We start from the raw sequence: 24,022 nt of genomic DNA, 5'->3' as shown, positions 1-24,022 counted from the left end.
TTTTTAACCAGGCTGTACCAGGTCTCGCAAATAATCGCCGAAACCACCGCGTGCGCGACTGTCCAGCCGAGCACTGGTCAGCACTTGCGGGCGATGGCTCCAGGCTATGTTTGCGCCACAGCGTTCGAGTTGTCGCACCAGTTGCACATCTTCGTCACAGGCCAGCGGTTCGAAACCGCCGGCGCGCTGATAGGCGTCAGCACTGATGCCCAGATTGGCTCCATGAATGTGCCGATGACCTTCGCGGGCCTGATAGTGCTGGTGATAGCGAATCTGAGCCGACTCATCGAACGCCTCGTGCCACGCCTCCACCGTGACCGTGCCGCACACCGCATCGACGTCGAGGGCCAGTTGCGCCACCAGCCAATCGTGCGCCACACGGCTGTCGGCATCGGAACAGGAAATCCAGCGAGCCCCGCGCTCCAGCAGAAACCGTGCGCCGGCGGCGCGGGCCTGACCGACGTTGCGTGCCTCGATCGCCAGACTGTGCACCGGATAGGCGCTGACGATCTCCGAGGACCGGTCGGTGCAACTGTCGAGCACCACCAGCACCTCGACGGTTTCACCGCCCAGCCGCTCGTGTTGCGCGGCGAGCAGGGCCGCCTCAAGGCAGTCTTCAAGCAAGTCTTCTTCGTTATGCGCGGGGATCAGAATGCCGATCATCGCAAGCCCTCCAGAGCCGCCACGGAGCGTGGTTCACGACTCCAGAGTTCCAGTAGAAAATCCGCTTCCTGATGCAGGGCCAGTCGCGGCAAATGCAAATGTTCGTGGAGCAAGTCATGGACTTGCCGGGCGTTCAACGGACAGCCGTCGATGGGCGGGCGCCAGTGGCAGGCCAGCAGTTGGCCGTCGGCGGTCAGCGATTGTGCGGCCTGTTCGATCAGGCGTTGCAGATCATCGGCGTCGAGGTAGTAGCCGATCTCGCTGAGCACGATCAGGTCGAATTTCTCGTCCGGCCAATCGGCAGGCAAGCGGCTGTGGCGGACTTCGGCGTGGTCGAACGGGCCGAGTCGGGTGCGAGCCAGCGTCACGGCTGCGGCGGCGGTGTCGCAACACAGCAGACGATCGCAGCGGCTGGCCAGCTCAAAGCTCAACTCGCCGTTGGCGCAGCCGGGCTCAAAGATCGCCCGGTAGTGAGGGCGGGGCAGTGCGGCGAGGGTGATTGCGCGTTTGCGCTGTTCGTACCAGCGCTGACGGAACGACCAGGGATCATCGTTGCCGGCAAACAGACCGTCGAAATAGCGGTCGTCGACGCTCATACAAACACCACTTCGAACGGTTGCAGCAGCCGTTCCAGCACATAGGGCGCCAGCACGGGCGGCAAGCCGATGTGCGGGTCGCCCTCCAACTGGCTGGCAAAGGCGTGGATCGCGTGGCGTTTGCGCGCGACCAGGTGCGGGGCCAGGAGGATTTTTCGCGCCCGGTGCCACGGCACGAAACTGTCTTCAGGTGTCGCCCAGTGCCAGGTCCATACGGGCAATTCATAGACGGTCGCACCCGCTCGTCTTGCCGCTGTGGCGCTGGCCCGGCCCACGGCTTCGTGGTCGCAATGGCCGTCCTCGCGCCACGTGGTGAATACCACGTCGTTGGGGTGCAAGTGACGTTCGATGAACTCGCTCAGCTCGCTTTCTCGATCAGCGACCTGGCTGTCCTTGAATCCACCGCGCAGCCATTTCAGGCTATGCAGTGGCACACCGAGACGTCGCAAGGCTTCGACCGATTCCTGTGGCCGCACCGCGCTCAGGCGCTCCACCGGCCAGCGCTCGGAGCCGGGATGGCTGGCGCTGCCATCGGTGACCGAGATCAGTTGCAAGGGCCGACCGGCGGCGGCGAGCAATTGCAGGAAACCGCCGCAGCCCAGCACTTCGTCATCCGGGTGCGGGGCGATGATCACTGCGCGGGCACCTTCCGGCACCAGGCTCAGGATATCGATCACCGGTAACTGCGCCAGGTGGCTGGAGGTCTGCCACCGATGAAGCGGCGTGCCCTGGCCGACGATAGGATTGGTTTTCATAACGTCCATGTTCCGGTAATGACGGTTTGGCCGAGGGCGGCGAGGTCTCGTTCGGCGTGGCTTTGGCGCAGGAACACCGGCAGGTCGGCGATCAATCGGGCGAACTGCCGATCCCTACAGTAGGGACCCGCGCCGAGGGCGTGGCCGACATGCAGCATGACCTGTTCGGCGGTGTGTTCCACCACCGCCCGGGCGCGCCGGGCCAGCAATTCGGCGTCGTCCAGCGGGGCGGCGTCGATCATCAGTGCGCTGACCCGCAAGACCTCGGCGGCGGCATGCAGCGCACTGTCGACGGCACCGAGGTGAGCGAGGGCGTGGGGTTCTTCATGGTGCGCGCAATGGCTGCGCAGGCGTTCGGCAATGCTTTGCGCCGCGCCGTACCAGCAGGCGGCAATGCCGATGCCGCCCTGCCAGAAACCGGGCCGATTCAGGTAATCGCCGGGTGAACCGATGGCTTGGCCCTCGGCGCCTTCGAACAGCACTTCGACGCTGCCGGAGGCGCCCATGCCGACCGCTTGCCAGCCTTGATCGGTCACGGTCACGCCGGGTTGATCCAGCGCCACCGCGACCAATTGCTGGCAGTCCTGTTGATCCCAGGCCGTGAGCAACGCATGACTCAACACCGCCGCGCCCGAGCACCAGGCCTTGCGCCCGTTCAACTCGACCATGTGTCCCTGCGGACGGACGCGCACCCGGGCGTTTGGCGGTTCAGCGGCCCACATCCCCCACGTGCTGCCCGGTGTCGGCGAGCCACCCAACTGCTGGATGATCGCCAGCGCATCGGTATGGCCTTCGTACAACTTGCACAACCCCAGGTCATGCCCACCGACGTCGGCCAATCGCTGGAATCGCTCCAGTGTCCGGCCACTGCCTGGCAGCGGAAGCTGATCAAGCCCGGCCTCCACCAACGCCCGCAGGCACCGGCCTAGCGCCTGAGTATCGGCGTAGTCCGGTGGCTGGCGAGTGAGAAACGCTTGAAGGTCCATTTCACTCTTCTTCCTCATGCTGCAATTCGAACAGCAGCAGCGAACGACCGGTGACGGAGTACTCGTGACCGAACTCGAAGCGTTCCTGCCCGCGAATCGACGGTTGATTGGTGTCGACCATGCACGTCCAGTGATAGCCGTCCGGCACTTCCGGCAAGGTGAAGTTGACGATGTCGTGGTGCGCGTTGACCACCAGCAACAGGGTTGCGTTACCGCCCTTGCGGCGGATACCGGTTTCCTGGGCGCGGCCGTCCATCAACATGCCGAGGCAGCGGCCGTGCGGTTCTTCCCACTGCTCGGTGGACATTTCACTGCCATCCGGGGCGAGCCAGGTCACGTCCTTGACGCCGATGTCCTCGTTGTAATTGCCCACCAGGAAGCGTCCGCGACGCAGGATCGGATAGGCCAGGCGCAACTTGATCAGGCGCTTGACGAACTTGAGCAGGGCCTTGCCGTCTTCGCTCAGGTCCCAATTGACCCAGCCGATGTCGCTGTCCTGGCAATAGGCGTTGTTGTTGCCTTCCTGGGTCCGGGCGAACTCGTCGCCGGCCACCAGCATCGGGGTGCCTTGGGACAGCAGCAGCGTGGCGAAGAAATTGCGCATTTGCCGCTGACGCAGTTCATTGATTTCCGGATCGTCAGTCGGGCCTTCGACGCCGTGGTTCCAGGACAGGTTGTTATTGCTGCCGTCCTGATTGTTCTCGTCGTTGGCTTCGTTGTGCTTGTCGTTGTACGACACCAGGTCATTGAGGGTAAAACCGTCATGGGCGGTGATGAAGTTCAACGAGGCATAGGGCCGTCGGCCGCGCTGATTGAACATCTCGCCGGACGCCGTCATGCGGCTGGCGAAGTCGGCCAGTTGGCCGTCATCGCCTTTCCAGAACGCGCGCACGGTGTCGCGGAACTTGTCGTTCCACTCGACCCAGCCCGGTGGAAAACCGCCGACCTGATAACCGCCGGGGCCGCAATCCCAAGGCTCGGCGATCATCTTCACCTGGCGCAGCACCGGGTCCTGGCGGCAGGCCACAAGGAAGCTGTGACGTTCGTCGAAGCCTTCGTGGTAGCGGCCGAGGATGGTCGCCAGGTCGAAGCGGAAACCGTCCACGTGCATTTCCGTGGCCCAATAGCGCAGGGAATCGGTGACCATCTGCAGCACGCAAGGGTGACTCAAATCGAGGGTGTTGCCGGTGCCGGAATCGTTGATGTAGTAGCGCTTGTCATCAGGCATCAAGCGGTAGTACGAGGCGTTGTCGATGCCGCGCATGGACAGGGTCGGCCCTTGCTCGTTGCCCTCGGCGGTGTGGTTGTAGACCACATCGAGGATCACTTCCAGATTGGCTTCGTGCAGGTGCGCGACCATCTCCTTGAACTCGGCGATTTTGCCGCTGGCCAGGTAACGCGGGTCCGGGGCAAAGAAGGCGATGCTGTTGTAGCCCCAGTAATTGGTCATGCCTTTGTGCAGCAGGTGCTGGTCGTTCACGAAAGCGTGGATCGGCAGCAACTCCACCGACGACACCCCGAGCTTGCGAATGTGTTCCAGCACGTCATCGACCATCAACCCGGCGAAGGTGCCACGCACGTTCTCGGGGACCGAAGGGTGGCGCATGCTGATGCCGCGTACATGGGTTTCATAAATGATCGTCTTGTCCCACGGCACGCTGACGCGATGGTCGTTGCCCCAGGTGTGAGCCGGGTCGATCACCTTGCACTTGGGGACAAACGGTGCGCTGTCGCGTTCATCGAAACTCAAATCGGCGTCAGGATGCCCGATGGTGTAGCCGAACAACGCTTCGGACCATTTCAGCTGGCCGACCAGTTGTTTTGCATAGGGGTCGATCAGCAGTTTGTTGTGGTTGAAACGATGACCGTTGGCCGGGTCGTATGGGCCATAGACACGGTAGCCGTAAATCAGCCCTGGGTGGGCGTCGGGCAAATAGCCGTGGTAGATCTCGTCGGTGTATTCCGGCAGTTCGATACGTTCGAGTTCAACCTCGCCGGCATCGTCGAAGATGCACAGTTCGACTTTGGTGGCGTTGGCGGAAAACAAGGCAAAGTTGACCCCCAGACCATCCCAGGTCGCACCCAGCGGGAAGGGCAAGCCTTCACGGATTCGCGAGGCCTCGGCGTGAGGTTCTGGCGCGGCTTTCTTTGGATTGGACATAGATGCTCCTGCAAAAAGGGGATTCTTTGTAGGAGCGAGGCTTGCCCGCGAAGGCGGTGTTTCAGTCACAGTTGAATCGACTGACATGCCGCCTTCGCGGGCAAGCCTCGCTCCTACAGGTTTTTCGTGGGCGAGCAAGCCCACGGTGGCCAGGGGGCTGGCCACGAGGTCAATCAGGACGCGATAGTGAAGCGTCAGACAGCAGGCGGTTTGCGCGCTGCTTTAGGCTTCTTCTCGGCAGCTTTTTCGCCGGGCGGAATCACCTTTGAAGCCGCTGCAGGCTTGGCCTTGGCTTTCGGCTCGGGCACCTTGCCATTGGCTTTGGCCACAGCAGGCTTGGCAACCGTTTTACTGCCGGCAGCCTTGGGCAATTTTTTGGGGGCCAGGGCTTCGGCTTCAGCCAGCTTGCGCGCCATCTCCCAATGCCGGGCGTCCTGGCCCTCAGGCTTACCTTCCGATTCCCAGATTTGATAGGCAAATTCGCGAACGCGTTTATCGTCGGTACTCATCGCAATACTCCTGAACTGAACTCAAGCTTGGGTAAACGTTTGAATAAAGAGATTGACCGGGAAATCCCCCAGCGCGGCGCTGATGTTCAGCTCCCTGTGGTGTGTGACTGCGGTGCTCGAGAAAAGTCCCTTCAGATTTTCCTCAGAGGCGGTGAACGGTAATTTCACCCGTGTATCGCCCCAGCGCAGCGCGTCAACCCGGGGTTCGGCACTGTTTTCCAGCAGCGGGGCGCATCGAATCGGTACGATCACGATGGCCCGTTTTCCCTGATGTTCGCGAGCAAAGGCCAGCACTCGGTGAGCCTGGCTGCCCACGACCTCAAGGGCTTGATACGTCCCTCGTCGAAACAGCTCCGCATGCTCGGCCCGCAGGTTCAACACCTGCTTGATCAGGGTTTGCTTGATGTGCCCGTCACGCCAGTTGGTCAACAGGTCAGGCAGATTCAACGGCACCTGCATCGCCTGTTGGCGGCTCACGTAATCCACCGGCCGGCGGTTGTCCGGGTCCACCAGCGAGAAGTCCCAGTACTCGTTGCCCTGGTAGAGGTCCGGGATCCCCGGCACGGTCATGCGCAGCAAGGTTTGCGCCAACCCGTTGAGGGCACCGGGGATGGCGATGCTCTTGGCGGCTTTGCTGAGTGCGGTGCACAAGAGCTCGCCTTCAGGGCTGAGCAGCAAGCGTTGCAGGAATTGCTGAACGGCGTTTTCGTAAGCCTCGTTCGGCGCGCTCCAGCTGCTTTGCAATTTGGCTTCGCGCAAGGCTTTTTGTTGCCACTGCCACACCCGTTGAGTGTAGTTCTCCAGCGCCGGTTGATCGTAACCGTGCAAGTCGAGTGGCCAGCTGCCGAGGAGCGCTTGATACAGGATCAATTCATCGCCCGCCGAGGGCATCTGGTCGTCTTCACGCAAGGGCCGGGCAAGTGTCCGCCACAGCGGGACCTGCTCGGCGTACCAGGCGCTGCGTTCACTCAACACCGCCAACCGCGCGCGGGTGTCTTCGCCGCGTTTGTGGTCGTGGGTGGCGGTGGCCAGCAGGTTGTCCGGAAACTGCTCCAGGCGATTGATGCACACGGCATGGAAATCGGCGACCGGCGCACTGAATTGCTCGGTGCTGAAGCCCACATCATTGCGCGACAGCAGCACCGCTGAGCGATAGAACGCGGTGTCTTCCACAGCCTTGGCTGCGGCGGGTGAAGTCAGTTGCTGGAACCGCACACAGGCATGCTTGAGGATCTTGCGCTGACGACCCACCGGGCGTTTGCGCCACGGCTCACCGCCGAGCCAACCGGCCAGGCAATCGAGCACCGGCCAATCGGCCTCGCCGAGGGTCTGCCGGGCACCGTCCATGGCCTGCTGGAAAAACACATCGTCTTCGGCAGAACGGCCACGCGGGCTGATGTAGGTGCGGTACACCGGGAAATGCACGATCAGTTCCTGCAACGCCCGACGGATCGCGCCCAAGGTCAGGTCGCGGGTCATCAGATCGTCCCGAGCCACTTGCAGCAACGCCTGGGCCACACTCTCGAAATCGCCGGCCAAGGAGCCGTTGAGAATCTGCTGGCGCGCCAATTGCGCTTCCTGACGGAAGTCGGCGGGTCGTTCGCTGAAGCGATTCCACAGTTCACCCAGAACCTTTTCACCCTCGGGATCGTGCTGCAGCAACGACAACTGGTTCATGAATTCGTAACCGGTGGTGCCGTCCACCGACCAGTCGCGGTGCAGAGTTTCACCTTCACCGAGAATCTTCTCGACGTAGATTGGCAGGTGCCGGTCGGGCGACAGGGTATCGACCCGACGCCGTAGTTTGCGGCAGTAGCCGCGCGGGTCGGCGAGGCCGTCGATGTGGTCGATGCGCAGACCGTCGACCAGCCCTTCAGCCACCAACTCGAAGATTTTCGCGTGGGTCGCTTCGAACACGGCGGGGCGTTCGACCCGCAGGCCGCCCAATTCGTTGACATCGAAAAAACGCCGCCAATTGATGTCATCCGCCGCCGTGCGCCAACTGGCCAGCCGATAGCTTTGGCGTTCGAGCAGGTTGTGCAGGCGCTTAAAACCATCGGGCGTCAGCGAATCGTAGGCACTGAGATTCTGCTGAATGCACTGCAGGATCGCAGGGTCACTGGCCAGTTCGCGCAGCTCTGCCTTCAGCGGTTGCGCCAGGCTGTGCGAGTCGGTCTGGTAGCTCAAAGCACTGAAACGGTCGGCGAGAAACTTGAGTTGCTCGTCGTCGGTTCGCAGCAGTTCACCGTAGCTCGACGGGCAGATCGGGAAATGATGTTCGTAGTGCTCGACATAAAACGCACCGCGTTGTGCATCAAAGCGCAAGGGCAGGGTGCCGTCTTGCAAGGCGACGCCGTAATCGCTGCCGAGGAAAGGCAGCAGCAACTGGCCCTCCATCAGCGGGTCGGGTGAGTGCCATTGAATGTCGAAAAACTCGCCGTAAGGGCTCAGGCGTCCCCACTCCAGCAAATCCAGCCACCAGGGGTTATCGCCACCCCCGACGGCCATGTGGTTGGAGACGATGTCGAGGATCAGCCCCATTTTGTGTTCGCGCAGGGCCGCAACCAGGCGACGCAGGGCCGCTTCACCGCCCAGCTCAGGGTTGACCGTGGTCGGGTCCACCACGTCGTACCCGTGCATTGAACCGGCGCGGGCGGCAAGCAGTGGTGAGGCATAGACGTGGCTGATGCCCAGGCTGGCAAAGTACGGCACCAACGGCACGGCTTGATCCAGCGTGAAGCCTTTATGGAATTGCAGGCGCAACGACGCGCGAAGCGGCAGCGGTTGTGTTGACTGAAGATTCATTGGTCACGCTCGCCAGCCTGAAGTCGCGCGCAGGCGAGCAATTCCAGGCGCCGCGAGGCGTCCGGGTCATCGAGCAGCGCTTCACTGCTGCCCGGCAAGCGCCGCGACCAGTTGGGGTGCGTGTCGATGGTGCCGGGCAGGTTGGCCTGTTGTTCGATGCCCAGGGCATCTTCCAGTGGCAGCAACACCAGCGGTGCCCGGGTATGCCCGAGAAAGCGTACCGCCGCGTCCAGTATCTGGTCCGTCTCATGGGATTCTTCGCGGAAGTTCTGCGGGTCCTCGCTCAGCACGCGACGCAGGCCTTCACGCTCGCGCTCACGGTGATGGCGCCATTCGATTTCACCCGTGGCATCGACCAGGCCCAATCGGGCGTTCCAGTCGATGTCACGGCCATGCCACCAGCCATTGAGCGTCGGCAGGTCATGGGTGCTGGTGGTCGCGAGGGCGTTGTCCGGCCAGTCGAGAATCGATTTGAAGTGCGCGTTGTCCTGTTCAAACAGCAGCACGCGCATGCCGAGGATCGAGCGGGCGATGAGTTTTTCCCGCAGACCATCGGCCACCGTCCCGAGGTCTTCGCCCAGTACGATCGCCTGATGGCGATGGGATTCAAGGCTGAGCAGGCGCAGCAGGTCGTCCACCGGGTAATACAGGTAGGCGCCGTCGGCGGGCGGTGAGCCATTGGGGATCACCCACAGCCGTTGCAGGCCCATGACGTGATCAATGCGCAAGCCGCCGGCGTGGGCGAAATTGGCCCGGAGCATTTCGATGAAAGCGCGAAAGCCGTTGCGCACCAGGCCTTCAGGAGAGAATGCGGAAATGCCCCAGCCCTGGCCGGTGCGGTTGAGAATGTCCGGTGGCGCTCCCACCGTCAGTGAGGCGAGCAGTTCGTCCTGGCGACTCCACGCCTGACTGCCACCGCCGTCAGCACCCACCGCCAGATCAGCGATCAGCCCAATGCTCATCCCCGCGCTGCGGGCGGCGGTTTGTGCGCGCTCCAGACAACGGGTGATCAGCCATTGGCTGAATGCGAAGAAGCCAATGCGACCGGCGTTCTCTTCGGCAAATTCGGCGAGGGCGGCGCTGCGCGGGTCGCGCCATTGTTCCGGCCACTCGCGCCAGTCGAGGGTTTCACCCTTGGCGGCGCGCGCTTCTTGTATGGCTTCGAAGCGGCAGTGGTTTTCCAGTGCCTCACCGGCCGCGTGGCGGAAACTGCTGAAATCGGCATGCAACGGGTGTTCGCCCTGGACGAAGCCTTCATACAAGGCTTGCAGCAAACGATGCTTGGCTTCGGCGGCCACGGGCCAGTCAATCAGCGGCTGTTCTTCCAGGTGTTGCAGTTCGGCAGCGAGGCCGGTGGCGTCTATCGCGGCACGCCACGCGCGCTCGCCGAGAATAGCGCCCGGCGCAGCGTAGAGGCTGTTGAGAAACAACCGGCTGGACGGTGAATACGGGCTGTAGCGTTGTGTGTCGCTGCCAAACATCGCGTGCAGCGGACTGATCGCCAGCGCCTCGGCACCGCGTTCGCCGGCCACTCGAGCGAGGTCTTCCAGCGCCTGGGTATCGCCGAACCCGCCATCGCCGGCGCGACGCAGCGAGTACAACTGCACGCTGAGGCCCCAGGTGCGCGGGATCGGACTGTCGACGGCATCGCCGACGCTGTAGCAGCGCGCCGGTGCCACGGCCAGGGTAAATGATTGTCCGTCGATGCTGACGTGCTGATACCCGACCGGAACCAGGCCGGGCAGTTGGGCCTCGGCGTCCAGTTTCAGGTTGAGCCGCGAGCCATCTTCAAGGTGGATCTCGCACGGCGATTCCGGCTCAAAGAAATGCGCCAGGTCGAGGCTGACGCCGAAATCGGCGGTAATGAGCGGCGGCAGATGCCGGGTCTGTTGCACCTCCTGCAATTGCAGGAGGCTGGCGTCGATTTCCTGTGCGGTGCTGGCCGGGTGGCCGAGTCCGATCAGGACATTGCGCAATACCGAGGGGGCGACTTTCTGCGGGCGGCCGTTGGCGTCGATCCAGTCGACTGCCAAACCGGCACGGCCGGCCAGTATTTCCAATTGCGCATCACTCATTGGCGCTCTCCATCCGGGGGTAGCAAGGGGGCTGCGGCCGTGAGGCTGACTAGCGCGCAATACGGGGCAAGGGTGCCCTGTTCCAACAGGCCGGCTGACTGAGGCGGCGTTTCGAACAACAACCTGGCGTCGGCCTGTGGGGAGTGGACCACTGGCTTGTCGCTGAGGTTCAGGTCAATGCGCAGCTGTCGGCCATTGCCCAGTCGCCAGCGCGCTGTCACTGCACCTTCGCCCAACACCTCGGCACCCAGGGCTTGAGCGCCCGGCAGGTGGGGGATGATGTGGTCGTGGCGAATCCGCAGCAGTTGGTGATACAGCCCCTGCATGGCCGATTGCCGGGTGGCGGTCAGTTTTGGCCGCGACGCTTCAAAGGTCTGTGGCGCGTTCGGATCGGGGATCTGTTCGCGTCTATGAGGATCGGCAAAGGCGCTGAAGGCCGCGAATTCATTCCGTCGCCCTTCGCGGACCAGCTCCGCCAGTTCACCGTGATGGCTGGTAAAGAACAGGAACGGCTCTTCGGCCGCGAATTCGTCGCCCATGAACATCAGCGGGATCATCGGCGACAGCAGCAACAGCGCGGTCGCCGCTTTCAGGGCTTCGAGGGGAGCCAGTTGATGCAAGCGTTCGCCGAAGGCACGGTTGCCGATTTGGTCATGGTTCTGCAAAAACAGCACGAACGCGCTGGGCGGCAGGTGACCGCTGGGCTCGCCCCGGGTTGTCCCGTGGCGGGTCACGTGGCCTTGAAACACGAAGCCCTGGCTCAGGCAGCGCGCCAGTTTTTCCGTGGGGTTGTCGGCATAGTCAGCGTAGTAGGCGTCGGTTTCACCGGTCAGCAAAACGTGCAAGGCGTTGTGGCCGTCATCGTTCCACTGCGCGTCGAATCCTTCCTCCAGCAGGCTGGCCTGGTTGTGTTCGTTCTCGACCGTCAGCCAGACGTGCCGCGCCGGGTTGGTTTGCTCGCGAACCGTCTGCGCCAGTTCCTGAAGAAAGTCCGGGCTCTCAATGGCGTGCACGGCATCCAGGCGCAGACCATCGAAGCGGTATTCCAGCAACCACATCAGCGCATTGTCGATAAAAAAGTCCCGCACTTCTCGGCGCCGGAAATCGATGGCCGCGCCCCAAGGCGTGTGCTTGTCTTCGCGAAAAAAGCCCTTGGCGTAGTGATGCAGGTAATTGCCGTCCGGGCCGAAGTGGTTGTAGACCACGTCGAGAATCACCGCCAGGCCATGGCCGTGGGCGGTGTCGATCAGGTGTTTAAGTTGTTCGGGAGTGCCATAGGACGATTGGGGCGCGTAGGGCAGAACCCCGTCGTAACCCCAGTTGCGATCGCCGGGGAACTGCGCCAGCGGCATCAGCTCGATCGCGGTGATGCCCAGATCAACGAGGCGCGCCAGGTGCTTCTCGACTTCACTGAAGCCGCCGAGCGCACCGACATGCAATTCGTAGATGACCGCCTCGTTCCAGGGGCGGCCGGTCCAGGCGCTGTTCTGCCATTGATAGGCGAGTGGATCGACCACCACGCTGTGGTCGCCGATATCGCCGGCCTGCGCGCGGGAGGCCGGGTCCGGCACTTCCAGCTCGCCATCGATGTTGTAGCGGTAACGCGTACCCGCCGTGCAACGGGTCTTGATCACGAACCAGCCATCAGCCTGAGGCAGTAGCGGCAAGGATTGTCCATCTTCCAGTTCGACACTGACGTAAAACGCATCTGGCGCCCACAAGGCAAAACGCGTGTGTTCTGCGTCCAGCATGATTGCGCCGTGGGGCCAGGTCTCAAGGGTCCGTAACGGCATCGTTGAAAACCTCTTTTTACTGTTTGCCCGATTTACCCAGGGCTTTGGCGACCAGTCGTTCGTAGAGTTCGGCGTAGGGTTCAACCGCCTTGCACCAGTTGAACGGCGCGGCCATGGCGCGGCACCGCATGGCGCTGAGCAGGCCGGGGAAGGCGAAGACCTTGAACGCGCGGCTCAGGGCTTCTTGATAGCTCTCCACCGTGGATTCGTCGAACAGGAAACCGGTCACGCCGTTTTCGATGGTGTCGGCCAGACCGCCGGTATTGCGGGCCACTGGCAGCGAGCCGAAGCGCTGGGCGTACATCTGGCTCAAGCCGCATGGCTCGTAACGTGATGGCATCAACAGGAAATCACTGCCGGCGAACATGCGACGGGCGTCGGTTTCATTGAAGCCGATGCGCACGCCGATTTGCCCGGGGAAGCGCAGGGCGAGTTCCCGCATGGCTTGTTCTTCTTCGGGCTCGCCACGACCGATGATCGCGATCTGGCCCCCGTTGTTGACGATGTATTCGGAGACCGCTTCGGTCAGGTCCAGGCCTTTCTGATAGACCAGGCGCGAGACCACGGCGAACAGCGGGCCTTCGGAGTCTTCCAGGCCGAACAGGTCGCGGACATGGGCGGCGTTGACTGCTTTGCCGTCCCAGTCGCCGATGCCGAACGGGCAGAACAGGTGCGGGTCGGTGGCGGCGTCCCAGCTTTCATCGATGCCATTGGGAATACCGCTGAGCAGGCCTTGCTGGGTCTTGGCGGCGAGAAAGCCGTCGAGACCGCAGCCGAAGGCCGGCGTGGTGATTTCCTGGGCGTAAGTGGCGCTGACAGTGGTGATGTGGCTCGAATAGGCCATGCCGGCCTTGAGGAACGACATCTTGCCGTAGAACTCCATGCCTTCCTGTTGCAAGGCATGGTTGGGAATACCGAGTTCAGGGCACGAGCCCAGGCTGGTGACGCCTTGATAGGCCAGGTTGTGAATGGTGAAGAGCGTCGGGGTGCGCTGTCCACGCCAGTGCATGTACGCTGGCGCCAGGCCGGCTGGCCAGTCATGGGCATGCACCAGATCCGGGCACCAGTGGATTTGTGCCAGATTGGCGGCGATATCGGCGGCGGCCAGGCCCAGGCGGGCGAAACGAATGTGGTTGTCCGGCCAATCGCGGCCGTTGTTGGCGCCGTAAGGCGAACCTTCGCGCTCGTAGAGTTCGGGGCAGATCAACACGTAAATGACCAGACCGTCCGGCATGTCCATGCGTCCGATCTTGCAGGGTGGCAGTGCGGCGTGCCCACCCAGTTCACCGATGATATGGATCGGGTTTTCACTGTGCAGCACTTGCGGGTAACCGGGGATCAGCACCCGCACATCGTGCAGATGAGACATGGCCCGAGGCAGCGCTGCGGAAACGTCACCCAGGCCGCCGGTCTTGACCAGATCGGCGATCTCGGAGGTGACGAACAATACCTTCTTTCTGTTCGGATTCTGACTGGCAGCCGGTGACAGCGTTTTGGTGCCTGGTACGCTGATCGATTTGGCGCTCGGAGCATTCACGGCGCTTGATTCGCCGACCTGCTGATGAGCACGCTCTCCCTGAATATCTAAAGCCGCACTAATCATATGAATCTCCCGTGTTGTTGATCTAATTCTAGGTCTGGCACCAACGGTGTTCGTGGCCAAATCCTGTGGCCGGGCGCAAACGCGCTTCGCATCGGTGAGCAAATGCTGCCCCATGCGCTAATGCAGAAAGGGTGAAGGGGCCGTTGCAAGGAATGCACCAGTCGCTGAGGCCCTACCTTTAACCTGACCCTTGGGCAGGACCGAAAGTTTCGAGTTTTTTACCACCAGATGACTGACCGGTTTTACCTCGCGAAAATGAGTCTAGGCCAGATCCTAGAGCGGGGCAGGTCAAGTGGCGAAATTGTTCGACAATCGGTGGGGAGAGGGTAAAGGCACAACGCTTGTAGGGGGAAACGCACCGACGAAGGGCAGGTTTATTTTTCGGTATGGGTCAAAACGGGACTGGCAAGTCACGGTAACGGGCGTGGTTTACGGGGTTTTGCACCATTGCAGTGCGAGGTGTGTCAGGTGTGAGGGCCTCATCGCGAGCAGGCTCGCTCCCACAGGATCGCGGTCATCCGTGGACTATTTTCACTGCAAGCCGCTCCCACCTTGAAATGCGGTCCACTGTGGGAGCGAGCCTGCTCGCGAAAAATCTCAAGCCGTGCGCGGTTTGCGCCCTGAAACAAAATGACTCACATCATTGAACCCTGGCGTCGATGAATGCCCCGGCGTGACCAGCGAATCAATAAACGCCTCGTCTTCAGCCGTGATCTTCACTGCCTGCGCCTTGGTGTACGCATCCCATTGCTCCTCGGTGCGCGGTCCGACAATCGCCGATGTCACGGCGCTGTTGTTCAACACCCAGGCAATGGCGAACTCGACAATGCCCACGCCACGTTCCTGCGTGTACCGTTGAATCTGCTGGGCAATACGCAACGACTCCACTCGCCATTCGGTTTCCAGAATGCGTTTGTCAGCGCGACCGGCGCGGCTGTTGGCGTCCGGTTTCACGTCCGGCGCATATTTGCCGCTGAGCACTCCGCGCGCAAGCGGACTGTAAGGCACCACGCCCAAACCATAGTTTTGCGCGGCAGTGATCTGCTCGGTCTCGGCCTGACGGTTGACGATGTTGTACAGCGGCTGACTGATCACCGGCCGATCAACACCCAACTGATCCGCCACCCGGATCACCTCGGCAATCCGCCAGCCACGGTAGTTCGACAGACCCCAGTACCGGATCTTGCCCTGGCGAATCAGATCGCCAATCGCCGACACGGTCACTTCCAGCGGCGTGTTGTGGTCTTCGCGGTGCAGGTAATAGATGTCGAGGTAGTCAGTGCCCAAACGCGTCAGGCTGGCATCAAGGCCATTGAAAATATGCTTGCGGCTCAAACCGCTGCGGTTCGGCACACCGTCCACCGGGCCAAAACCGACCTTGGTCGCCAGCACCTATTCGTGACGGTTGCCGGCAATCGCTTCGCCGACGATCTCTTCGGAACGGCCGCCGGTGTAGACGTCCGCAGTGTCGATGAAATTGATGCCCTGGTCCCAAGCCTTGTCGATGATCCGCAGGGAATCTTCGGTACTGGTCTGTTCGCCGAACATCATGGTGCCCAAGGTCAGGGTCGACACCTGTAAACCCGAATGACCCAGCGTGCGATAACTCATGAGGAAATCCTTTTACCGTGGGAAAGCTTCAATCAAATACCAGAACGCCTGCGCGTCGAAAAGTGAATTTATACGCAAAGTGCATGACAACGTTCTTGCAGAAACGCTTGCAACACCTTGACCCGCTCCGAGACCTGCACCCGATGCGGGCACAGCAAATTGAACGGCACGCTTTCGCCTTGCCAGTCATCAAACAGCGTCACCAGCCGCCCGGCCTGCACATCGGCGGCGACATCCAGCCAGGCTTTATAAGCAATGCCATGCCCGGCCAACGCCCAGCGACGGGCGACTTCGCCGTCGTCGGTGAGGTAGTCGCCGCGCACCTCAACCTCCAACACTTCATGCTGCCGACTGAAACGCCAACAGTTATAAGGCCGGCCTTTACGCAGGTAGAGCAGGGCGCTGTGCTCGCCGAGGTCCGCCGGCGTTTTCGGCGTGCCGTGGCGGGCGAGGTAATCGGGACTGGCGCAGGCCACACGACGATGCCCCGGCAGAATCGGCAACGCCACCAGCGTCGAATCGCTGGGCACGCCGAAACGCAACGCGACGTCGACGGTTTCGCGAAAGAGGTCTGAGTGGCGGTCATTGAGCAGCAGTTGCAGCTGGATATTCGGGTGCCGGCGCTTGAAATCATCCAGCCACGGCAACAACACATTACGCCCGAAGTCTGACGGCGCGGCCAGTTGCAACACGCCGCTCAAGCCTTGGGTTTGAGGCTTGAGGGCCTGTTCACCTTCCGCCAGGGCGGCCAAGGCCAGACGCACGCTTTCCAGATAACGCCGGCCTTCCTCGGTCAGGCGCATGCTGCGCGTGGAGCGCGCGAACAGGCGGATGCCGAGGCGGGTTTCCAGGCGTTTGAGGGCGATGCTGGCAGCGGCGGGGGTGAGCGCCAAGGTGCGGGCGGCGGCGGAAATGCTGCCGGAGTCGGCGGTGCGAACGAAGATCTCCAGGTCGAGGATCGAGCTCATGGGTAAAAATCCTTTAAAGATCCGGCGCTTTTACCGTCATATTTCGTTGATTCGCAAGCACATGCTTGAGATCGAAGCGACGCGTGGCTCCCATACGGGATGTACCACTTGTCGGGAAAGCGCCTCCACCTGTCATTTCTGACAGTAGCCAATCGCCGTGACTCACACTTTAAATAACTCCGTCGCCCAGCCCCCCTCGACAGGAGTCCCCCCATGCTCGTGCAACCCGTCCGTCACCCCGTTTCCAGGCTGCTGCGTGAACCAGAAATCCCCGGTGCCCGTCTACTGGACTCTTCCACTGACGTCTGGGCAATCAACCGCGCCGCGGCCCTGGACAACTTCCCCATCAACGGGCTCAAGGTCTACGTTCCGGCCTGGTCAAGCATGGGCAAAGGCGACAAGGTCGAGCTGCTGTTCAACGGCCAGGTGGTCAATCAGCACATCATCACCGACGACGCCGAAGTCGGTCAGCGAGTGACCTTGTGGGTCGAGCCCAGGCATTGGCTGACCGGGACGCACACGCTGGCGTACCGGGTGACGCGTTTCAATCAGGGCGCCGAGACGTTTACGCCGGCACTCAAGCTCTACGCCAAGCTGGAGATTCCTGCGGGCCAGGACACGGACGACACCCCAGGCAGCCACTCGAACCTGTACCTGTTCATCGATCCGGCCATCGTCGAGAACATCGTCGACAAGGAGATCGCCGCGGCCGGGGTGGACATCATCATTCGGGCCGAGTCCGGGACCGGCGTGCCTTATCCGGATGCGGCGGTGGGCGATGTCATGGTGCTGAGCTGGGGCGGTGTGCTCGTGGAATCCGCGCCGCTGACTGCCGAGCAGATCAGCGACCCGGCCACTCACCCGATCGTGATCCACGTCGACGAAGCCACCATCCTGGCCGCGGGCGACACCGACATCTCCGGGCTGGCGGTCACCTTCCGCGTGCGCGATGTGGTGCACAATTTTTCGGAAGACTGGTGCAAGGCCACGCGGCTGGTGGTCATGACCGGCGTCGATTTTCTGGACGCACCGGTCGTCCAGGAGGCCGTGAACAACGTTCTCGACCTCGATGCGCTGGGCGAAGATGACATCACGGGCGAGGTCTGGGCCAAAGCGCCGGCGTTCGAGCAGGACGACCGCATCATCCTGAAGATGCGCGGCACCACCGTGGACAACGAGGCCGTGGAAGTCATCGCGCCGGCCCAGACGGTCGACAACCTGCCGCATACTTACAAAGTCATCCTGTCCAACGCCGACGTGCGCCAACTGGCCAAAACCCAGGTGACCTTTTCCTATCGCGTAGAGCGCCCGGGCGTGACCGACCCCCTGCCGTCCAAGGGGCAATTTGTCACCTTCATCGGCGAACCGAAACACCTGGCCGCGCCCAAGGCCGAAGATGAGCACAGCGGCGCGATTGATCCGGACCTGCCTTACCCCCGCGTGCGGATTCCGTTCGATCCGATCATGCAGCAGGGCATGGCCATCGACCTCATCTGGGCCGGCACCCGCCCGGATACCGGCAGCTACACCCCTGAGCTGGATTGGTATTTTCCAACCTGGGAAGAGATCGAAGCCCAGCAAGATTTCTTCATCGCGGTGGACGGCAGGCACCTGAAAACCCTGGAAGGCGGCACGCTGGAGCTGTCGTACTACCTGCTCCGCGAAGGCCCGAACGGTGAAGTCATCCGCCGCGAATCGCTGCATGCGGCGCTGCTGCAGGTGGGCGAGCCGCAACTCGAACTGGTCAAACCCATCGTCCTCGGTGAACAGGACGGAGCGCTGGAGCCCGGGGACCTGCCCGGCGGCATCGGCAAACTGACCGCGCCAAGGCCGACCGTCAAACCGACCCAATCCGGTGACATCGTGACCTACACCTGGACGGGTGAAGTCACGGGTACCACGGAAGACTCCGTCACCCTCAACGGGCTGTCCAAAGACAAGGATGTGAATTTCACCCTCAACGCCACGTTTGTCGCCGAACACATCGAGCCGAACCGCGGCAAGAAGGTGACGGTGAGTTACCGGATCTGGCGGGCGGCGACGAGCGAGACGAGTTATTCGAATGTGCTGGAATTTGGGGTTGGCCAGGCGATTGGCCAACTGTTACCCCCGGCCGTGAAAGAAGCGGACGGCGGCACCCGCCTTGATCCGTTGAATGCCCAGACCCATCTGACCGCCGTCGTCAACTACGACGGAATGCTGGTCGGCGACCAGATCACTGCAATCTGGACCGGTGCCGACGGCACGCTGCCCGAGGGTTCGCATACCACCGCACCGTGGCCTGTGACCACGCTCGGGCCGCAGGAGATACCGTTGGAGCCTAAGGTAGTCGCCTTCAGCCTCGGCAAAGCGGTAACGGTGAACTACAAGGTAACTCGCGGCAGCAGCAGCCCCATGCCCTCGGACTCCCTGACGTTATCGGTGCTGCCACTGCCGGAAAACGTGCTCGACAAACCATTGATCCTCCAGGCCGCGGACAACGGTGAAGGGGCCGAATTCGACGTCAGCCAGCTGACCGCCAACGCGGTGATCCAGGTTAACGCCTGGCCGTTCATTGCGCTGAAACAGTTCGTCTGGTTGCGGGTGCAAGGCACCAACAATGACGACAGTCCCTACGCCCAGACATTTTGGCAGCCGCCTTTCTCGCAAACCAACGAAACCTGGATTATCCAGGGCTTTTATACGCATCCGATTCCATTCAATGAGTTGAAAAACCTGAAGGACGGGAGCGAGCTGAAAGTTGAGTTCAAGGCGGGGTTGAGTGGCAGTCAGGATGAAAACAATGCGCTGCTGTTTCAGGTGCGTACCTACACGGTCAAGGCTGTGGAGGATGTGAAGCCTGCGATCATCCGTTTGACCGATTCCAATGGGGATGAGATCGCAGAAGGCGGGAGCACGGTTGATACCAGCATCACGCTGACCGGTACGGCCAGCAAAGGCCAGAAAATCGATGTGCTCGACGGTACGGTCTCCAAAGGTCAGCCGACGGCGGATTCGGGCACGGGGGTCTGGACCTTGCTGGTGTCCGGGTTGAGTGCGGGGGCCCATAGCTTTACCGCGAAGGCGTTGTACGGTTCGGGTCAGAGCTCCGCGCCACGAACCTTGACCGTGGCGGTGGCGGTCACACCGGCCATTGACTCGGTCACCGATTCCAAAGGCCCGGTCGCCCAGGGTGGCATCACCTTTGACCGATCAGTAACCGTCACTGGCAAGGCCAGTCCCAATCAGAAAGTGCGCTTGCTCGATGGCACTACTTCACTGGGGGAACCTACCGCCAATGGCAGCGGCATATGGACTCAGGTGGTAAGTGCATTGACCGTCAAGGCTTACAGCCTCAAGGCACTGGCGCTGTATGGCGAAGGCGAAGAGTCCGCTCCACCATTCACGTTTACCGTGGCGGTGGCGGTCACACCGGCCATTGACTCGGTCACCGACTCCAAAGGCCCGGTCGCCCGGGGTGGCATCACCTTTGACCGATCAGTAACCGTCACTGGCAAGGCCAGTCCCAATCAGAAAGTGCGCTTGCTCGATGGCACTACTTCACTGGGGGAACCTACCGCCAATGGCAGCGGCATCTGGACTCAGGTGGTAAGTGCATTGACCGTCAAGGCTTACAGCCTCAAGGCACTGGCGCTGTATGGCGAAGGCGAAGAGTCCGCTCCACCGTTCACGTTTACCGTGGCGGCGGCGCTCAAACCGGCCATTGACTCGGTCACCGATTCCAAAGGCCCGGTCGCCCAGGGTGGCATCACCTTCGACCGGTCGGTGACCGTCACTGGCAAGGCCAGTCCCAACCAGAAAGTCCGCTTGCTCGATGGCACCACTTCACTGGGGGAACCTACCGCCAATGGCAGCGGCATCTGGACTCAGGTGGTAAGTGCATTGACCGTCAAGGCTTATAGCCTCAAGGCACTGGCGCTGTATGGCGAAGGCGAAGAGTCCGCTCCACCGTTCACGTTTACCGTGGCGGCGGCGCTCAAACCGGCCATTGACTCGGTCACCGATTCCAAAGGCCCGGTCGCCCAGGGTGGCATCACCTTCGACCGGTCGGTGACCGTCACTGGCAAGGCCAGTCCCAACCAGAAAGTCCGCTTGCTCGATGGCACCACTTCACTGGGGGAACCTACCGCCAATGGCAGCGGCATCTGGACTCAGGTGGTAAGTGCATTGACCGTCAAGGCTTATAGCCTCAAGGCACTGGCGCTGTATGGCGAAGGCGAAGAGTCCGCTCCACCGTTCACGTTTACCGTGGCGGCGGCGCTCAAACCGGCCATTGACTCGGTCACCGATTCCAAAGGCCCGGTCGCCCAGGGTGGCATCACCTTTGACCGATCAGTAACCGTCACTGGCAAGGCCAGCCCCAACCAGAAAGTCCGCTTGCTCGATGGCACCACTTCACTGGGGGAACCTACCGCCAATGGTTCGGGTGTCTGGACTCAGGTGGTAAGTGCATTGACCGTCAAGGCTTACAGCCTCAAGGCACTGGCGCTGTATGGCGAGGGCGAAGAGTCCGCTCCACCGTTCACGTTTACCGTGGCGGTGGAGGATAAACCGACCATTGATTCGGTCAAAGGCTCGCCAAGCGGGGTCGAAATTCCCAATAGCGGTACATCGTTCGAGACCAGCGTGACGCTGACCGGCACGGCCAGCAAAGGTCAGAAAGTCCAGGTACTCGACGGTACAACACCGAAGGGCCAACCCACCGCCGATGCGACGACGGGAATCTGGACCTTGACCGACACCGGCCTGGCCTTGGGGCCGCACAGTTTTACGGCGAAGGCGTTGTACGGAAGTGAACAAACGTCAGCTGCACGAACATTTGAAATTAAACCATTTGTTAGCTTTGAGAACTTTCAAAGCCTGCCAACTGGAGACGTTCCTGTAAATGGAACTCCTTTAGAAACGCCTGCACTTTTTCTAAGCGTTTTGCAAGGCGGCTATGTAGTCATTGCCCCAATCGCCCATCCAGTGCCCGGGAAGTTGGAGGGGCAATGTATAGACGGTGTTAATGCAAGAGTCAGACTGGAACTCAAAGCGCCAGTTTCTCAAGTCAGCTTTTGGCACTGGGCGCAATTTACTGCCGTTATCTATGGGGTAGGAGGTGAGATTTTGTACGAAGAAACTGTAGAGCCTATTGATTCGGTTGCACAGAGCACTTTTACGTTTGCCGGGATTAAGCGAATCGAGCTAATTATCCGTGGAAATAGTTTTATAGATACGTTTTCTTTTTCGTTGTAGCCCAAAAGATGTTTGCGGGTGCTGTTTAAGTGCTGTTTAAGGGGGCGGATCTATTTGCTAGAGAAAAGGAGGCTCATCTATTTCCGTTCCCCCAAACACCTGTTGCCATAAATAAAATTGAGGAAATGGGGACGTATTTATTTTATCCGGCGGACATTTATTGATTAGCCCTGAGTGAGGATTAAGCAGGAATGTTTAACAGACATCTCCAGACACTCTCTCAGGCTACACAACCTTGCGCCGTTGCCTACGACTGCGCCAGAATCCGCCGGCTTATGCGCCTTGGGCCTGGGTTTTATCGTTTGTCCCGTCGCTGAATATCAGCGATCGGGTTTGGTAGCCCGGGTCATCTTTAGACGTACAACGTTCGCTCTTCATTTTATGGCGGCTTTGCATGGGGCACTTCGGTGCGCCGGGTTCTAGAGTCCTGGTCTGCTAACCCCGTATAAGCACGCCTACCGCTTGTCAGCCACCTCCGGTTACCTGTTATTTCTGACAGTAGCCAATACCATCGTCTTACGCCTTAATTGACTCCGTCACTCATACCCTCGACAGGAGTCATCATCATGTCTGTTCAATCCGACCGCACCACTTCAACGTCAGAAGCATCCGAAAAAGCCGTGATAGGCTCAGGTCGCCTGAAAGTCATGGGCGCGCGCTCAAATCCCCACCTGTTTGGGCTGTCCGGTACGTCACGTCTACTGCGCGCCTTTGATACCCTTACCGGGGAGCCAGTCGTTGCGCAGTGGAAGTACGCGACTGACAACGACTGGACAACGGCCCACACCTGGCGCGATACCCAGCAACAGGCACTGCATGTTCGCGTCGGCGACGATCAGGTCATCCTGAATTCGGCGAACATTATTGGCAGTTGGGGCGCCTTCGTCGCGCGTACTGATGACGGGGGCCTCGTCGGCTGGGGGCATCCGGATTTGGGTGCAGCGATCCCTGCGGACACTGCGCCCCCGAATGACATCGCTGCTGTCAGCGCCACTTCCAGCGCTTTTGCCGCCCTTCGAGCCGATGGAACGGTGGCGGTTTGGGGCGACGCGGGCGCTGGCGGGAATATGGGCGGTGTCAGTTCTTCGGGTTTTGTTGAGGTCAGCGGTGGCAAAAGCGCGTTCGCCGGTATAAAAAACACCGGGCAAGTGGTGGCCTGGGGGCAGGGTAGCGAAGTGCCCGAGTCCATCGGCGCGCTGAGGGACATTGTGCAGTGCGTGGGCAGCGACGGTGTATTTGTCGCACGACGGGAAACCGGGCATTTGGTGGCTTGGGGCAAACCTGACACCGGTGGAACGCTGCCGCCCGAGATCGCGATGCTTTCCGACTTCAAAACCTTCCTCGGCACCCAATATGCTTTTGCCGCATTGCGCGCAAAGGGCAGTCTCGTCGCCTGGGGCCGGAGTACCGGGGGAACCCTGCCGGCACCCATCGCCTCACTGACCGATGTCAACGAACTGTGCTGCGCCAATCAGTTCGCCTTTGCTGCAACGCGTTCCACCGGCCAGGTTGTGGCCTGGGGGCACCAAATGGGGGGTGGCACCATCGGCAACCCAGAAATAGAGGCCCGGACTGATATTGAAGTAGTTTGCTGCACCTTTTCCGCATTTGCTGCTCTTTGCACTAACGGTCAGGTTGTCGCCTGGGGAGATGGCTCAGCTGGTGGCGAAATACCTGCCGATATTGCACAACGGCGCGACATTGTTCAGGTGGTTGGCTCGTCGGCAGCCTTTGCAGCCCTGTGCAAGGATGGCAGCGTTGTGGCCTGGGGGAATAAAAGCTTGGGGGGCGATACATCTGCGGTGGAAAGCCGGTTGACCGATGTACGAGCCATTTACGCCAATAGTAACGCGTTCACGGCGCTGACCTCGGACGGCCGCGTGGTGACTTGGGGGAGCGCTCAAACGGGCGGCGACAGCAGTCCGGTGCAAGAACTGTTGGATGGCAAGGTTTCCTATCAGGTGCAAGCGGGTTAGTCAGGGCTGTTGCAACAGCCGTGATGAGTAAGTAATAAACGGAGATGTTTAACAGACATCTCCAGACACTCTCTCGGACTACACAACCTTGCGCCGTTGCCTACGGCTGCGCCAGAATCCGCCGGCTTGTGCGTCTTGGGCCTGGGTTTTATCGTTTGTCCCGTCGCTGAATATCAGTGATCGGGTTTGGTAGCCCGGGTTTTTAGACGCAAAGCACCTTCCTTTGCTGAGATTTTTCGTCTCGGTTTTATGGTGGTCATGCGCAGGGCGCCTTCGGGCGCGC

13 protein-coding genes and 1 pseudogene are annotated in these 24,022 nt (G+C 61.1%); 2 read left to right on the top strand and 12 right to left on the bottom strand.

Features of this window, described 5'->3' with window-relative positions:
• Positions 1 to 3: 3 nt before the first annotated feature.
• From AB4N91_RS12985 to AB4N91_RS12930, 12 genes and pseudogenes are all read right to left on the bottom strand, one after another.
• Positions 4 to 663, bottom strand: a complete 660-nt coding sequence (locus AB4N91_RS12985; RefSeq protein ID WP_010459942.1) for a glycosyltransferase family 2 protein — start codon at positions 661 to 663, stop codon at positions 4 to 6.
• Complete coding sequence (locus tag AB4N91_RS12980) at positions 660 to 1,259, bottom strand: SAM-dependent methyltransferase (protein ID WP_427701092.1); 600 nt, start codon at positions 1,257 to 1,259, stop codon at positions 660 to 662. The genes AB4N91_RS12985 and AB4N91_RS12980 overlap by 4 nt, the downstream gene beginning before the upstream one ends.
• The gene (locus tag AB4N91_RS12975) at positions 1,256 to 2,014 is read right to left on the bottom strand and encodes a PIG-L deacetylase family protein (protein WP_010459946.1); all 759 of its coding nucleotides are present in this window, start codon (positions 2,012 to 2,014) and stop codon (positions 1,256 to 1,258) included. The genes AB4N91_RS12980 and AB4N91_RS12975 overlap by 4 nt, the downstream gene beginning before the upstream one ends.
• Positions 2,011 to 3,000, bottom strand: a complete 990-nt coding sequence (locus AB4N91_RS12970; RefSeq protein WP_460112530.1) for an acyl-CoA dehydrogenase family protein — start codon at positions 2,998 to 3,000, stop codon at positions 2,011 to 2,013. The genes AB4N91_RS12975 and AB4N91_RS12970 overlap by 4 nt, the downstream gene beginning before the upstream one ends.
• Position 3,001: 1 nt before the next feature.
• On the bottom strand, positions 3,002 to 5,161 hold the full coding sequence (glgX, locus tag AB4N91_RS12965) for a glycogen debranching protein GlgX (protein WP_077749961.1): 2,160 nt from the start codon (positions 5,159 to 5,161) through the stop codon (positions 3,002 to 3,004).
• Between the two features lie 194 nt (positions 5,162 to 5,355).
• Complete coding sequence (locus AB4N91_RS12960) at positions 5,356 to 5,670, bottom strand: DUF2934 domain-containing protein (RefSeq protein WP_083376845.1); 315 nt, start codon at positions 5,668 to 5,670, stop codon at positions 5,356 to 5,358.
• 21 nt (positions 5,671 to 5,691) lie between these two features.
• Positions 5,692 to 8,475 carry a malto-oligosyltrehalose synthase gene (locus AB4N91_RS12955; protein ID WP_460112529.1) on the bottom strand — a complete coding sequence of 928 codons (2,784 nt, stop codon included), beginning with the start codon at positions 8,473 to 8,475 and terminating at the stop codon, positions 5,692 to 5,694.
• On the bottom strand, positions 8,472 to 10,550 hold the full coding sequence (malQ, locus tag AB4N91_RS12950; protein ID WP_010459957.1) for a 4-alpha-glucanotransferase: 2,079 nt from the start codon (positions 10,548 to 10,550) through the stop codon (positions 8,472 to 8,474). The genes AB4N91_RS12955 and malQ overlap by 4 nt, the downstream gene beginning before the upstream one ends.
• Positions 10,547 to 12,343 (bottom strand): malto-oligosyltrehalose trehalohydrolase, encoded by a 1,797-nt coding sequence (gene treZ, locus AB4N91_RS12945; RefSeq protein ID WP_077749958.1) that lies wholly within the window; start codon positions 12,341 to 12,343, stop codon positions 10,547 to 10,549. Before treZ ends, malQ begins: the two co-directional genes overlap by 4 nt.
• A 16-nt stretch (positions 12,344 to 12,359) precedes the next feature.
• Positions 12,360 to 13,946: a glycogen synthase GlgA gene (gene glgA / locus AB4N91_RS12940; protein WP_010459959.1), complete on the bottom strand. Its 1,587-nt coding sequence runs from the start codon at positions 13,944 to 13,946 to the stop codon at positions 12,360 to 12,362.
• 597 nt (positions 13,947 to 14,543) lie between these two features.
• A pseudogene (locus AB4N91_RS12935) lies at positions 14,544 to 15,557 on the bottom strand (aldo/keto reductase).
• A 68-nt stretch (positions 15,558 to 15,625) separates the two neighbouring features.
• Positions 15,626 to 16,525, bottom strand: coding sequence for a LysR family transcriptional regulator (locus tag AB4N91_RS12930; RefSeq protein ID WP_154911767.1), 900 nt, complete (start codon positions 16,523 to 16,525; stop codon positions 15,626 to 15,628).
• Positions 16,526 to 16,738: 213 nt separating this feature from the next.
• Between AB4N91_RS12930 and AB4N91_RS12925 the strand changes: the two genes are divergently transcribed.
• Positions 16,739 to 21,763, top strand: coding sequence for a hypothetical protein (locus AB4N91_RS12925; RefSeq protein WP_460112527.1), 5,025 nt, complete (start codon positions 16,739 to 16,741; stop codon positions 21,761 to 21,763).
• Between the two features lie 566 nt (positions 21,764 to 22,329).
• Positions 22,330 to 23,739 carry an RCC1 domain-containing protein gene (locus AB4N91_RS12920; protein ID WP_083376840.1) on the top strand — a complete coding sequence of 470 codons (1,410 nt, stop codon included), beginning with the start codon at positions 22,330 to 22,332 and terminating at the stop codon, positions 23,737 to 23,739.
• Positions 23,740 to 24,022: the final 283 nt, after the last annotated feature.

The organism is Pseudomonas sp. H3_D04 (assembly GCF_054669175.1).
The sequence above is the reverse complement of the archived record's forward strand: the minus strand, read 5'-3'. Positions and strand labels throughout refer to the sequence as shown.

What these genes read in the sequence shown, in the direction of transcription:
- AB4N91_RS12985 (WP_010459942.1), bottom strand. Translation starts at nt 663, where the DNA reads ATGATCGGCATTCTGATCCCCGCGCATAACGAAGAAGACTTGCTTGAA.
- AB4N91_RS12980 (WP_427701092.1), bottom strand. Translation starts at nt 1,259, where the DNA reads ATGAGCGTCGACGACCGCTATTTCGACGGTCTGTTTGCCGGCAACGAT.
- AB4N91_RS12975 (WP_010459946.1), bottom strand. Translation starts at nt 2,014, where the DNA reads ATGAAAACCAATCCTATCGTCGGCCAGGGCACGCCGCTTCATCGGTGG.
- AB4N91_RS12970 (WP_460112530.1), bottom strand. Translation starts at nt 3,000, where the DNA reads ATGGACCTTCAAGCGTTTCTCACTCGCCAGCCACCGGACTACGCCGAT.
- glgX (WP_077749961.1), bottom strand. Translation starts at nt 5,161, where the DNA reads ATGTCCAATCCAAAGAAAGCCGCGCCAGAACCTCACGCCGAGGCCTCG.
- AB4N91_RS12960 (WP_083376845.1), bottom strand. Translation starts at nt 5,670, where the DNA reads ATGAGTACCGACGATAAACGCGTTCGCGAATTTGCCTATCAAATCTGG.
- AB4N91_RS12955 (WP_460112529.1), bottom strand. Translation starts at nt 8,475, where the DNA reads ATGAATCTTCAGTCAACACAACCGCTGCCGCTTCGCGCGTCGTTGCGC.
- malQ (WP_010459957.1), bottom strand. Translation starts at nt 10,550, where the DNA reads ATGAGTGATGCGCAATTGGAAATACTGGCCGGCCGTGCCGGTTTGGCA.
- treZ (WP_077749958.1), bottom strand. Translation starts at nt 12,343, where the DNA reads ATGCCGTTACGGACCCTTGAGACCTGGCCCCACGGCGCAATCATGCTG.
- glgA (WP_010459959.1), bottom strand. Translation starts at nt 13,946, where the DNA reads ATGATTAGTGCGGCTTTAGATATTCAGGGAGAGCGTGCTCATCAGCAG.
- AB4N91_RS12930 (WP_154911767.1), bottom strand. Translation starts at nt 16,525, where the DNA reads ATGAGCTCGATCCTCGACCTGGAGATCTTCGTTCGCACCGCCGACTCC.
- AB4N91_RS12925 (WP_460112527.1), top strand. Translation starts at nt 16,739, where the DNA reads ATGCTCGTGCAACCCGTCCGTCACCCCGTTTCCAGGCTGCTGCGTGAA.
- AB4N91_RS12920 (WP_083376840.1), top strand. Translation starts at nt 22,330, where the DNA reads ATGTCTGTTCAATCCGACCGCACCACTTCAACGTCAGAAGCATCCGAA.